Source organism: Halopelagius fulvigenes, from assembly GCF_055398025.1.
The window spans coordinates 690,981-704,123 of the sequence record NZ_AP043846.1; the positions used below are offsets into that span (position 1 = coordinate 690,981).

The following is a 13,143-nucleotide window of genomic DNA, read 5'->3' on the forward strand; positions in this document are numbered from 1 at the left end:
ACGGCGTTCCAATCCGAAACCTTCAATTATATCCCCGGGATACGAAGTAATGCGCTCGGAGAGGGCGCGTCAGCACGCACGAACCGGACGGGTTGGTGGTCTAGTCTGGTTATGACACCTCCTTGACATGGAGGAGGCCGGCAGTTCAAATCTGCCCCAACCCACTACATTTTCGCGACGCACTACACGGCAAGCACCTCGTGTGCCCGCTACTGGTGAGTCGCAGAGTTCGTGCCGCGAGGAGTTCGAACGCGGAGCGATACGAACGACGGAAGTTTGAGCCCGCCCAGATCTGCTATCCTGACAGAGATGATCGTATGGAGTAATTCCTCTACTTCGAGAATACTGTCGAAAGAAGACTCTTATCAGTCCCGGACTACACCCCCTCTGTAGATGGATACAACTTCCGAGTCAGAGCCGGCCATGCAGACTCGGCTCCGACAACAGGAGGTTGTCGCGGAACTCGGACGACGGGCGCTCGACATCGACGACATCGATCGGTTGATGCGCGAGGCGTCGGTGGCGGTCGCCGAGACGTTAGACAACGAATACTGTCACGTGGTCGAGTTGCTTCCGGGCGGAGAGGAGGGAGTGCTGCGTCAGGGGGTCGGCTGGCGGGACGGCACCGTCGGGACTGCGACGGTGCCCGTCAGTTCCGACTCGCAGCCGGGAGTCGCCCTCCGAACCGGAGAGCCGGTCGTCGTCGAAAACCTCCACGCCGAGGAGCGGTTCTCCGACCTCGAACTGCTGACCAGCCACAACGCCGTCAGCGGAATCAGCGTCGTCGTCGGGTCGTGCGAGGAGCCGTGGGGCGTGCTCGGAACGTACGCGACCGAGCGCCGGGAGTTCTCGGTTTACGACGTTCGGTTCGTCCGGAGCGTCGCCGACGTTCTCGCGTCGGCCGTCGCGCGGGCGGAGCGCGAGCGGGCGGCTCGGGAGTCCGAGCGCCGGGACGAGGAGCGCAAACGGGCGCTCGAGGAGTCCGAGCGGCGCTACCGAACGCTCGTCGAACACTTCCCCAACGGCGCCGTCGCACTCGTCGACGAGGACCTTCACTATCGGACCGTCGGCGGCACCCCGCTGGACGTGGCGGGCGTCACCGTCGAGGAGGTGAGAGACCGGCCGGTGGGGGAGATACTCCCGCCGAAGCTGGCCGACGAACTCGTCCCGCGCTACGAAGCCGCGCTCGACGGAACGTCCGGCGCGTTCGAGATGGAGCTCGACGGCCGAGTCTACCAGTTCCAAGTCGTGCCGGTCCGGGACAACGACGGCGACGTCTTCGCGGCGCTAGGGATGTCTCAGGACATCACCGAACGCGAGGAGGCCAAGCGCAAACTGGAAGCGTCCGAGCGTCGCCACCGGACGCTCGTGGAGAACTTCCCGAACGGCTCGGTGGGGCTGTTCGACGAGAACCTGGAGTACACCGCCGTCGGCGGGCAACTTCTCGATACGCTCAATATGGACCCGGCGGACCGAATCGGGCGCAGCATCACCGAACTCCACCCCGAGGACCTCCTCGAAGACATCGAGCCGTACTTCCGAGCCGCCCTCGACGGCGAGGCGAACACCTTCGACGTCGAGTACCGCGGCCGGTACCTGCACGCCCGCACCCTCCCGGTCAGGAACGCCGACGGCGAAGTTGACGCGGGGATGCTCGTCGTCCAAGACGACACCGAGCGCCGGGAGTACGAGCGGAGACTCGAACAGCACAGGGAGTACACCGACCGCATTCTGGACGCCATCGACGACGTGTTCTACCTCCTCGACGCCGACGGGAACCTACAGCGGTGGAACCGGAGCGTCTGCGAGGTGACCGGCTACTCGGACGCCGAGATAGCGTCGATGCGCGCGCTCGACATCGTCGGCGAGGACGACCAGAAGGCGATCGCGGACGCCATCGCCGAAGCGCTCGAAACCGGGAGCACGCAAGTGGAGGCGGAGGTACTCACCAAGGGCGGCGAACGCGTCCCCTACGAGTTCGTCGCATCGAAGCTGGACGACCCCGACGGAAACCCGGTAGTGGTGGGCGTCGGTCGGGATATCACCCGGCGCAAGGAGCGAGAACGGGCCCTCGAAGAGAGCGAGGCGAAGTTCCGGATGCTGACCGAGAACCTCGAGGAGATGGTCTGGATATCCGACCCCGACACGCGGGACGTCCTCTATCTCAACTCCGCTTACGAGGAGATGTACGGCCGCGACCGAGGGTCGATATACGACGACCCGACGAAGTTCCTCGAAGCAGTCCACCCCGAGGACCGACGGCGCATCGAGGCGGCGTACGAGAGGATTCCGGAGGAGGGAATCGACGAGGAGTTCCGTATCGTCCGGCCTGACGGGGAAGTTCGGTGGCTCGACGCTCGGGCCGGGTCGGTCTGCAACGAGGGGGAGGAACGCGTCGTCGGTATCGCCGAGGACGTCACCGAACGCGTCGAGCGCGAGCGAGCGCTCGAGGAGTCCGAACGGCGCTACCGGACGCTCGTGGAGGACTTCCCCGACGGTGCCGTCGCGCTGTTCGACGAGGAACTGCGTTACACGGCCGTGGGCGGCCAACTCCTCGAAGCGGACGACATCGACCCCGAGGAGCGACTCGGGATCAGCATCCACGAACTGTATCCCGAGGAACTCGTCGAGGAGGTCGAACCGTACTTCCGGGCCGCCCTCGACGGCGAGGCGAACACCTTCGAGACCGAGTACGCCGGCCGCCAGCTGTTCAATCAGACCCTGCCCGTTCGGAACGCCGACGACAAGGTGTACGCGGGGATGCTCGTCGTCCAGAACGTCACCGAACGGAGGGAGTACGAGCGGAAGTTAGAGGAGTCGAACGAACGGTTAGAGCAGTTCGCGTACGCGGCGTCTCACGACCTCCAGGAACCGCTTCGGATGGTCACCAGCTACCTCTCGCTCGTCAAACGGCGGTACGGCGACGAACTGGACGAGGACGGCGAGGAGTTCATCGAGTTCGCCGTCGACGGCGCAGAGCGGATGCGCGAGATGATAGAGGGGTTGCTGCAGTACTCCCGGGTCGATACCCGGGGCGACCCCTTCGAGGAGGTAGACCTCGAAGCCGTCCTCGAGAACGTCCGTCAGGACCTCAAGATGAAGATAGCGGAGAGCGACGCCGAAATCACCGCCGAGAGCCTCCCGCGGGTCTACGGCGACGGCAGTCAGCTCAAGCAGGTGTTCCAGAACCTGCTGGCCAACGCCATCGATTACAGCGGCGACGACCCGCCGCGGGTACGCATCTCCGCCGAGAGGGACGGCGCGAAGTGGGTCGTCTCCGTCAGCGACGAGGGTATCGGCATCGACCCGGCCGACGCGAACCGCGTGTTCGAGGTGTTCCAGAGCCTCCACGCGCCGGACACCCATGGCGGGACGGGCATCGGGTTGGCGCTGTGCGAACGCATCGTCGAACGTCACGGCGGCGAGATCTGGGTCGACTCGGAACCCGGCGAGGGAGCGACGTTCTCGTTCACGCTCCCGACGGTCGCGGCGGCGTCCGACGACTGAGGCGGTGTCCGCGCGGACGGCCGTACCTCGACGCGTCGTTTGAGCTATCGGACGTTCGCTCGACTGAACGTGATGTCCTCTGAGCGCAGTCGAACGAAACGAAGATCGAACCGACGGAGGCGAGCGGTGACGCGCCTCCGCGCCGCGGTCCTCGCCTGCGTCCTCTGACGGTCGGAAGTCCCGCGGCGAAAACGATATCGTGCTCGTCCGACAGGTTCGGCGCTCTGGTGCGCCGTTCGCCCAAACGCACTTAGCGGCCCGGCGCTAAGCGGAGATACTCGTCCCGACCGCTACTCGCACGTTTCGGGCGGATCGCCCGCAGGGTCCGCGTGCGAGAGGCGAACCCGTCCGTCGCCGAAGACGACGATTTCGCACCCGAGATAGGAGAATCGAAGTTCCGCGTCCGGGGCGACCGACCCGGTGTCTGCGAACGCGTCTAACACGTCGGGGTCGATGGCTTTGGACAGTGGTTCCAGCGCCAACGGGTCGGCGTCGAGGTGGTCGGCGACGCGTTCGACGACCGCGACGGAGGGACGGTAACTAGAGTTCTCGTTTGGGGAGTTCATTCAAAGTATGTCCTCAATCCGTGAGATTGGCCACCTCCCTTACTACTCTTTCGGCGGTGTGTCACCTCCGACGGCGGTAGAGTTCAATCGTAGTATACATTCAGGTTTCGTTATAACAATTTGGTAAACAGTAAGCGTGAGTAGGTACATGTACCGGTGGTATGGGAGGTGTCGAACCGTCGAAGACGGTCGCTGCACGGCCGCAAACGGGCGGTAAATCGCCTCCTTGTGCGGAACGGCCGCCGCGGAACGCCGCGGGGCCGGTCGAACCGGTCGAGCATCTCTCCCGAGGTGCGAGAATCAGGCCGAACGGACGAGAAGAGAGATAAAGTTGAGAGTATTTCACAATGAACGTTTCGTGGCGATGGTCCTCGGAGTGAGTAACGAGCACGATGGTATCGACCGCTGAGATCACGGAGTCGCTGACCGAACTGGGCCTCACCGAGTACGAGGCGCGGTGTTACGTGGCGCTGACTCAGCTCTCCCGGGGGACCGCAAAGGAGGTGAGTCAGGTGTCGGGCGTCCCTCAGTCTCGGGTGTACGACGTGACCGAACGACTCTACCAACAGGGACTCATCGACGTGCAGGAGTCCGAGCCGAGAACGTTCAGGGCGATGCCGCCGCCGGTCGCACTGAAGCGACTCCGGCGGGAGTACAACGAGTACTTGGAGAAGGCCAGCGAGCAGCTGGAGGAGCTCCAATCCCGAGAGACTGACGACGAGGGCGTCTGGAAGATAGCGACCGAGGAGGACGTCGTCCTCCGCGCGCAGATGCACGTCGAGGACGCCTCCGAGGAGGTGTACCTCCTCGTCACCGAGGAGAGCCTCCTCGAAGACGAACTGCTGGACGCGCTCGACGCGGCGTGTCGGCGCGGCGTCTCGGTGTTCGTGGAGGTGCCCGACGAGTCGGTGTCGGAACAGCTCCGGGCGACGGTCCCCGAGGCGGACGTTCGGGTCTCGCCGTCGCCGTTCACGACGGGGGATCCCGGCGGCCAAGAGCCGGGGCGGTTGCTGTTGGTCGACCGGACGACGGTGCTGTTGAGCGAAGTCAGCGAGGGACTCGTGCCGCAAGCGAGCGACGAGTCCGGGATGTGGGGGCGGAGCGCGGGTCACGGACTCACCGCGTGGTTGCGACCGCTCCTCGTCGCCCGACTCGAAACCGTCGGATTCGACGTCGAGAGCGCGTCCTAACGGACGAAACCGACGGAGGGATTTTGTGGATCTGTGCCGTAGTACCGCCGTGCACGAGTTCGAGGCGGTACTGTTCGACCTCGACGACACCCTCTGTCGACGCGACCAGACCGAGGAGGAACTCTACCGCGGCGCGTTCGAGGCGGCGGGCGTCGAACCGTTCGGCGCTCCGAGCGACCTCTGGGAGGCCCTCTCGGGTCCGCCGCCCGCGGACGGACAGGAGGCGTACCTGCGCGACGGATTCGACCGCGTCGCGGCGCAGTACGGGGAGGAGTCGGTCGATACGGGGGCGCTGGCGCGAGGATTTCTCGACGCGGTAGACTACACCGCCGTCTCGCTTCGCCCGGGCGCGGCGGCGGCCCTCGAGTGCGCGAGCGAACGCGGACCGGTCGCGCTCGTGACGAACGGACCGGAGCGCCGTCAATCGACGAAACTCGCCGCGCTCGACCTACAGGAGGCGTTCGACGTGCGCGTGTTCTCCGACGACGTGCCGCGCAGAAAGCCCCACTCCGACCCCTTCGACCGGGCGTTGGCGCACCTCGGCGTCGAAGCGGAGGCGACCCTCCACGTCGGTAACTCGCTCGAACACGACGTCGCCGGCGCGCAGGACGCCGGTCTCCGCGCGGCGTGGTGCCCCGCCGACGCCGACGCCAACGCCGACCCCGGCGACCGCTCCCCCGACTACGTCCTCGAAAGCCTCCGCGACCTGCGCGACGTTCTGGACGCATCGTCTCGTCGGGCCCGCTAGCTCCCGTTCTCTCCCATTCTCGGCGGGCGGTTCTCGGCTCACCATGAGAATATAAGCCATACTCATTATCTAGGGTGTTTGGAATGAGACAAAGTTTCAATACCGCGGCCGGTGTATCTCCGAGCGGAGGACTCGTATATGGATATTACTGACATCGCCACTCCCGACTTCGTGGAAGTCGACGCCGGAAAGCGGCTCGGCAAGATTCGCTCTATCTTCGAGCGCGAGAAGCCGCGGGGCATCGTCGTCACGGAGGACGGAGTGTACGCGGGGGTCATCGGCGAGAAGCAACTCGTCCGCTCCCGGATGGAGGACGACACGAAGGCGTCGGTCGTGATGAAGTCCGCCCCCCGCATCGACCGCCACGAGGACGTCCGCGAAGCGGCGCGGATGCTCGTCGAGGGCGACACGAAGATAGCGCCGGTCTACGAGGGCGAGAAGCTCTACGGCATCGTCACCGGCGACGCCATCCTCGAAGCCGTCATCGAGAACCTCGACGCCATCAGCGTCGACGACATCTACACCGAAGACGTGGTGACCGTCGGCGAGAAGTCCCACGTCGGGCAGGCCATCAACCGCCTGCGCGAACACGGCGTCTCCCGGCTTCCGGTCGTCGACGAGGACGACACCCTCGAAGGTATCCTGACGACCCACGACATCATCGACTTCGTGGTTCGCGACGCCGACCGCCAGGGGCGCGGCGACCGGCGCGGCGACATCGACCGGATGCTCGACCTGCCGGTGTACGACCTGATGAGCGCACCCGTCATCACCGCGCAACCGGGCGAACTGGTCCGCGAGGTGGTCGAACGGATGTTCGAGAACGACGTCTCGGGCCTCGTCGTGACGCCCACCGATAGCGACGCCGCCGTCTCGGGCATCGTCACGAAGACGGACGTGCTCCGGGCGCTCACGTTCACCGAGGAGCGACAGATGGACGTCCAGATAACGAACATCGACCTCTTGGAGACGCTCTCGCGGGAGAACATCGTCGAGGACATCACGCAGGTGGTAGACAAGTACCAGCAGATGCAGGTCCACCACGCCCACGTCCGCTTCCACGAACACAAGGAGAAGCTCCGCGGCACGCCCCTCATCCAGTGTCAGATTCGCCTCCGCACGAGTCACGGACAGGTCGCGGGGAGTGGCGAAGGCTACGGGTCCGAGCACGCGTTCCACGTCGCACTCGACAAGCTCGAACGGAACGTCCTCGAAGTGAAGGGCGTCAACGCCGACGAGAGGTACCGCGGCCAACTCGTCCGAAAACTCGGCGAACTGTAGCCGGCACCGCCGACGGCGGTTCGCGTCCGAACCTTCTTTCCGGTTTCACGGAAAAATAGACGACTTCACCGACGACGGAGCGGTTCGCTCGACCGACGGGGGTGCGCGCACCGTCGGTGATCCGACGGTCCAGTCCGCCCGCGAGACGTCGAACGAGGCGTCTATCTCGACGAGGCGTCCGCAGGAGACGCACTCGTAGACGGCGAAATCGTCGCCCATCCGCGGTCCGTCCGAGACGCTCGCCGCCGCGGGCGCGCCGCACGTCGGACAGACCGGTCGCTCACACTGCACTTCTCGAACAGTCATCGAAGTCATAGGAGAGACGCGCTCCGAGGAGATCGCCGGTTCTCGCCGCCGACGCCGACGGTCCCTCAGACGTCCGCCGTCTCCAGCCCGGCGTCGGTGATTTTGAACGTGACCGTCTCGCCGGCGGGTTTCGCGCGGTGTTTCTCCAAGGTGGCGCGGCGGTTCCCCCCGCGGAAGCGGTCGAGGCGGACGACTGCCCCCGTCCAGTGTTCGAGGGTGTGGCCGCCGAGCGCTTTCGCCCGGTCGGTGTCGGGGTCGGTGAACACCTGATTCGTGATGACCACCGCGAGGTCGTGTTTCCGCGCGAGGGACAGGAGGTGCGTCACCTGCCGGGCCACCCGGCGGAGCGACTCGCCGCCGTCGCCCTCCGCGGTGCGTTCGAGGCGGTAGAACCCGGTGGCGCTGTCGAGAACCACTAGGTCCGCCTGCTCGGCGAACTCCTCGGCATCGCGGACGGCCTCCTCCTGCTCTTCGAAGTCGTGGGCCTCCGAAATGATGAGGCGGGAGGTGACGTCCTCTACGGACTGGTCGTCGCCGGCGACGTGCTCCGCGAGTTGGCTGAACCGGTCCACCGACAGCCCCTCGGTGTCGATGTAGACGACGGTACCCCCCGCCGCCGCCGCGCGGACCGCCGCCGAGAGGGCGACGTTCGTCTTCCCCGCGGCGGGGGCCCCGTACACCTGCGTGACGGTGCCGCGTTCGAATCCGCCCCCGAGAAGGTCGTCGAGCGCGCGGCACCCGGTGGTTACTGCTTCGGACACGGAGGAACGTCCGAGTCGTCCGCCGAAAAAGCCCCCGGTCCGGGTCTCACCGCCGATAGCCGGCGGCGGGGGCGTCCGCCGTCGGGCGTCGAGGCGCGACACGTTTTACCCCTCCGGCGTCGAATCCGACGGCGTGATAGTCGTCGCTACCGCAGACTTCGAACTCTACCACGACGTGGTCGGGGAACTCCGCGACCGCGGCGTGTCGTTCACCACCGTCGAACCGGACGAGGAGTTCCCCGACGGCGCGGAGGTGTTCATCGTCTCGCCGACCGACGAGGTGTCGGTGCCGGAGGGCGCGGAGACGGTCGTCGCCACGGCGGCCGAGTCCCGGAAGGCGGTCGAGGAGGCCATCGCGGTGCTCCGGGGCGGCGGCGGGCGGACGATAGTCGGCGTGGACCCCGGAACCCGGCCGGGCGTCGCCGTCCTCGCGGGCGAGACGGTCGTCTCGGCGTTCCACGTCCCCCTCGCGGACGCGGTAGAGACGATTCGCCGCGAAGTCGAAGACGTCCCCGACCCGGTCGTCAGAGTCGGCGACGGCGCGCGCATCCAAGGCGCGACCATCGTCAACGAACTCGAAGACGTGACCGTCGAACTCGTGGACGAGACGGGGACGACGCCGTACCTCGGCACCGGCGCGCGCGGGATGGGCGACGTCCTCGCGGCGGTCAACATCGCCCGGCGGGAGGGGTCGGTCGTGGAGTCGCGCGACATCGAACCCACCTCGGGCGAACTCCAGCGAATCAAAGACCGCTCCCGACACGAGTCCGAGGACAACCGAACCATCGACGAGGAACTCGCCCGACGGGTTGCCGCCGGCGAACTCACCGTCGCGGAGGCCTTAGACGAGCACCGAATCCGGGGCAACGCCCGCGACGACTCGACGGGGAAGTGAAAACGGCCCGTCGTCGGAGACGGAGCGCTACTTCTCGCGGACGGCCGACTCCGCCCGGCGCATGACCTCCCGGACGGGGAGGCCGGTCTCGCGGGCGACGGCGAGGGCGTCGTCGTACTCGGGGCTGTAATCGTACGCCTCGCCCGCCGCGTCGGACGCTACCTTCACCGCCACCTCGTACGCCTCGTCGCCGATTTCGAGCGTCGCCGTCTCGAACTCTCGGGCGGCTATCCAGCGGTGTCCGGCCCCGTGTTCGCGGACGCCCAAGGTGCCGGTTTCGACGGCGAGTCGGTGCGCGACGCGGTCGGCGTCCTCCGGGCGCACGACGACTTTCACGAGGTGGCCGGGCCGGGACTTCTTCATCGTCGCCGGGAGGACCGCCACGTCGCGCGCGCCGGCCTCCGTCAGCGACTCCTGCAGGCTCCCGATGAGTTCCGGCGTCGCGTCGTCGAGGTTCGTCTCCAAGACGGTTATCTCGTCGCGCGCGAGGCGGCCGGACCCGTCGCCGACGAGGGTCCGCAGGACGTTCGGGTGGTCGGGGAACTCCCACCCGCCCGCGCCGTAGCCCGAGGAATCGACCGTCAGAGGCGGGAGCGTGTCGACGCCCTCCGCGACGTGCGCGAGAATCGCCGCGCCCGTCGGCGTGAGCAGTTCCGCTTCGACGGGGCCGCCTTTCATCGCCCAGTCGGCGCGTTCCGCGATTTCGACCACCGCGGGCGCGGGCACGGGGTAGGTTCCGTGACTCATCGTCGTCTCGCCGCCGCCCGCCGCGACGGGCGTCGTCACGACGCGTTCGACGCCGAGATCCGACAGAAGGAGGCACGCCCCCACCACGTCCGCGATGGCGTCGTCCGCGCCGACTTCGTGGAAGTGCGTCTCTTCGAGATCCGTGCCGTGGACGGCCGCCTCCGCCTCGCCCAAAATGCGGAACACCGCCTTCGCGTCCGACTCGACGCCCGTCGGCAGGTCCATCGACTCGACGAGTTCGACGACTTCGGCGTACGACCGGTGCGGGCCGTGTCCCTCCGCCGGCGTCTCGTCGCCGTGGTCGTGCGAGTCGTCGCCGTGGTGATGAGCGTGCGAGTGGCCGTGGTCGTGACCGTGCGAGTGGTCGTCGTCGTGTGCGTGGTGATGGTGTTCCTCGTCGTGAGCGTGGTCCTCGTGGGAGTGGTCGCCGGCGTGGGCGTCGGCGTCGCCGTTCTCCGCCTCTCCGGCGTCCTCCGTCCTTCCGCCGTCCTCCTCGGCGTCCCCGTCCACGAGGACGCGCACGTTCGTGGCGGCGATGCCGTTCTTCTCGACGGTGCCGACGTCGTACCGGACGTCGAGTGCCTCCTCGACGGGGGAGAGGACGGACCGGTCCGCGCCGGCGGCGAGCAACGACCCGAGAATCATGTCGCCGCTTGCGCCCATCCGTCCGTCGAACGCGAGTGTTCGCATGCCCGAGCGAAAGCGTCGGGCGGTGAAAACCATGCGGCATTCGGTGTCGCTGTCGGTAGGGATTAGTATCCTCGAAGCGTACTGTGCCACATAGTGTCACAGACTGGGGTTCGACTCTCTGTCGGCGGGGTCAGGGAAGCACTTAACCCTCGCCGTGACCGAATCTGAGGCATCCCCGCGAGGCAATCATGAACGAAGTCCAACTCGAAGTGGCGAAGGCGTACCCGAACGACTCGGGTCGCGGTATCGCCCGTCTTGACCCGGACACGCTGCTCCATCTCAAGCTCTCACCGGGCGACATCATCGAGATAGAGGGCGGCGAGACGACCGCAGCGAAGGTGTGGCGTGCAGACCGGCAAGACTGGAACACCGATACGGTTCGCATCGACGGATTCACCCGACAGAACGCCGACGTCGGCATCGGCGAACGGGTGACCATCCGAAAAGCAGAAGCGAAGAAGGCGGAGAAGCTCGTCTTGGCCCCGCCCGAGGAGGCGAGCGTCCAGTTCGGCTCCGACGCCGCCGGCATGGTCAAACGGCAGATTCTGAAGCGGCCGGTCGTCGAACGCGACATCGTCCCGGTGATGTCCTCGACGAACCACCCCTTCATGCGGTCGCCCGGGCAGGCGATTCCGCTCATCGCCGTCGAGACCGATCCGGAGGGCGTCTGTCTGGTCACCGAGGACACCGAGGTGGAACTCCGCGAGGAGCCCATCTCCGGGTTCGAGAAGACCGGCGGCGGAATCACGTACGAGGACATCGGCGGCCTGCAGAACGAGATTCAGCGCGTCCGGGAGATGGTCGAACTCCCGATGAAGCACCCGCAGATCTTCAAGAAACTCGGCATCGAACCGCCGCAGGGGGTGCTTCTCCACGGCCCGCCGGGCACCGGGAAGACGCTGCTCGCGAAGGCCGTCGCCAACGAGACGTCGGCGAGTTTCTTCTCCATCGCCGGCCCCGAGATAATCTCGAAGTACTACGGGGAGTCCGAACAGCAGCTCCGCGAGATATTCGAGGACGCCAAAGAGGAGTCGCCGTCTATCATCTTCATCGACGAACTGGACTCCATCGCGCCCAAGCGCGAGGACGTGACCGGCGAGGTCGAACGCCGCGTCGTCGCCCAACTCCTGACGATGATGGACGGGTTGGAGACGCGCGGACAGGTCATCGTCATCGCGGCGACCAACCGCGTCGATTCCGTCGACCCGGCGCTTCGCCGCCCCGGTCGGTTCGACCGCGAGATCGAGATCGGCGTCCCCGACGAGACGGGACGGAAGGAGGTCCTGCAGATTCACACCCGCGGGATGCCGCTCTCGGACGACGTCTCCTTGGACCACCTCGCCGACGAGACGCACGGCTTCGTCGGCGCGGACATCGAGGCCCTGACGAAGGAGGCCGCGATGAAGGCGCTCCGGCGCTACCTCCCCGAGATAGACTTAGACGAGGAGGACATCCCGCCGAGCCTCATCGACCGGATGATCGTGAAGCGGCAGGACTTCGAGGGCGCACTCAACGAGGTGGAACCCTCGGCGATGCGCGAAGTCCTCGTCGAACTCCCGAAGATAACGTGGGACGACGTGGGCGGACTCGAAGAGCCCAAAGAGAAGGTCAAAGAGAGCGTCGAGTGGCCGCTCACGTCGAGGGGTAAGTTCGAGCGGATGGGCATCGACCCGCCGAAGGGCGTCCTCCTGTACGGCCCGCCGGGGACGGGGAAGACGCTCATCGCGAAGGCCGTCGCCAACGAGACGAACGCGAACTTCATCTCGGTGCGCGGCCCGCAACTGCTGTCGAAGTGGGTCGGCGAATCCGAGAAGGCCATCCGGCAGACGTTCCGGAAGGCCCGGCAGGTGTCGCCGACGATAATCTTCTTCGACGAGCTCGACAGCCTCGCGCCCAGTCGGGGCAACGACATGGGCAACAACGTCTCCGAACGCGTCGTCAACCAACTGCTGACCGAACTCGACGGTCTGGAGGAGAACGGCGACGTGATGGTCATCGGAGCGACGAACCGGCCGGACATGATAGACCCCGCGCTCATCCGCTCGGGTCGCTTCGACCGGTTGGTGCTCATCGGCGAACCCTCCGAGGAGGGTCGCGAGCAGATTCTCAAGATTCACACCCGCGACAGTCCGCTCGCGCCCGACGTGAGCCTCCGCGAGATAGCCGAGATAACCGACGGCTACGTCGGGTCCGACCTCGAATCCATCGCGCGCGAGGCGGCCATCGAAGCCCTCCGCGAGGACGACGACGCCGTCGAAATCGAGATGCGGCACTTCCGGAAGGCGATGGAGTCGGTCCGCCCGACCATCACCGACGACCTGATGGACTACTACGAGCAGATGCAGGATCAGTTCAAGGGCGGCGGTCAAGAGCAACTCGAAGGCCGGCGCGACGGCCGCATCGGGTTCCAATAAGCCCACCTTTTTCGAGGGGGTCCTCGCGCGCCGGAGGC

10 protein-coding genes and 1 tRNA gene are annotated in these 13,143 nt (G+C 66.4%); 7 read left to right on the plus strand and 4 right to left on the minus strand.

Annotated features, from left to right (window positions below; genetic code table 11):
* Positions 1–89: 89 nt before the first annotated feature.
* Positions 90–164, plus strand: a tRNA-Val gene (locus ACZ522_RS08035).
* 229 nt (positions 165–393) lie between these two features.
* Positions 394–3,507 carry a PAS domain S-box protein gene (locus ACZ522_RS08040; protein WP_379693095.1) on the plus strand — a complete coding sequence of 1,038 codons (3,114 nt, stop codon included), beginning with the start codon at positions 394–396 and terminating at the stop codon, positions 3,505–3,507.
* A gap of 290 nt (positions 3,508–3,797) precedes the next feature.
* Here ACZ522_RS08040 and ACZ522_RS08045 read toward each other — a convergent pair whose 3' ends face one another.
* A complete protein-coding gene (locus ACZ522_RS08045) occupies positions 3,798–4,073 on the minus strand; it encodes a HalOD1 output domain-containing protein (RefSeq protein ID WP_379693093.1) in 276 nt (91 codons plus the stop codon).
* Positions 4,074–4,465: 392 nt separating this feature from the next.
* Here ACZ522_RS08045 and ACZ522_RS08050 point away from each other — a divergent pair, with 392 nt between their 5' ends.
* From ACZ522_RS08050 to ACZ522_RS08060, 3 genes are all read left to right on the plus strand, one after another.
* Positions 4,466–5,263 (plus strand): TrmB family transcriptional regulator, encoded by a 798-nt coding sequence (locus ACZ522_RS08050; RefSeq protein WP_379693091.1) that lies wholly within the window; start codon positions 4,466–4,468, stop codon positions 5,261–5,263.
* A gap of 49 nt (positions 5,264–5,312) precedes the next feature.
* Positions 5,313–6,011, plus strand: coding sequence for an HAD family hydrolase (locus ACZ522_RS08055; protein WP_379693089.1), 699 nt, complete (start codon positions 5,313–5,315; stop codon positions 6,009–6,011).
* A 138-nt stretch (positions 6,012–6,149) separates the two neighbouring features.
* Positions 6,150–7,292 (plus strand): CBS domain-containing protein, encoded by a 1,143-nt coding sequence (locus ACZ522_RS08060; RefSeq protein ID WP_379693087.1) that lies wholly within the window; start codon positions 6,150–6,152, stop codon positions 7,290–7,292.
* Between the two features lie 45 nt (positions 7,293–7,337).
* Here the strand turns inward: ACZ522_RS08060 and ACZ522_RS08065 are convergent, their stop codons facing one another.
* Both ACZ522_RS08065 and radB read right to left on the minus strand, forming a co-directional pair.
* Positions 7,338–7,598: a hypothetical protein gene (locus tag ACZ522_RS08065; protein ID WP_379693085.1), complete on the minus strand. Its 261-nt coding sequence runs from the start codon at positions 7,596–7,598 to the stop codon at positions 7,338–7,340.
* Positions 7,599–7,663: 65 nt separating this feature from the next.
* On the minus strand, positions 7,664–8,359 hold the full coding sequence (gene radB, locus ACZ522_RS08070; protein ID WP_379693083.1) for a DNA repair and recombination protein RadB: 696 nt from the start codon (positions 8,357–8,359) through the stop codon (positions 7,664–7,666).
* Positions 8,360–8,492: 133 nt separating this feature from the next.
* Between radB and ACZ522_RS08075 the strand changes: the two genes are divergently transcribed.
* Complete coding sequence (locus tag ACZ522_RS08075) at positions 8,493–9,254, plus strand: hypothetical protein (protein WP_379693081.1); 762 nt, start codon at positions 8,493–8,495, stop codon at positions 9,252–9,254.
* A 27-nt stretch (positions 9,255–9,281) separates the two neighbouring features.
* Here the strand turns inward: ACZ522_RS08075 and larC are convergent, their stop codons facing one another.
* A complete protein-coding gene (gene larC, locus ACZ522_RS08080; RefSeq protein ID WP_379693079.1) occupies positions 9,282–10,691 on the minus strand; it encodes a nickel pincer cofactor biosynthesis protein LarC in 1,410 nt (469 codons plus the stop codon).
* A 188-nt stretch (positions 10,692–10,879) separates the two neighbouring features.
* Here larC and ACZ522_RS08085 point away from each other — a divergent pair, with 188 nt between their 5' ends.
* A complete protein-coding gene (locus ACZ522_RS08085; protein ID WP_379693077.1) occupies positions 10,880–13,105 on the plus strand; it encodes a CDC48 family AAA ATPase in 2,226 nt (741 codons plus the stop codon).
* The last annotated feature ends 38 nt before the right edge of the window (positions 13,106–13,143 follow it).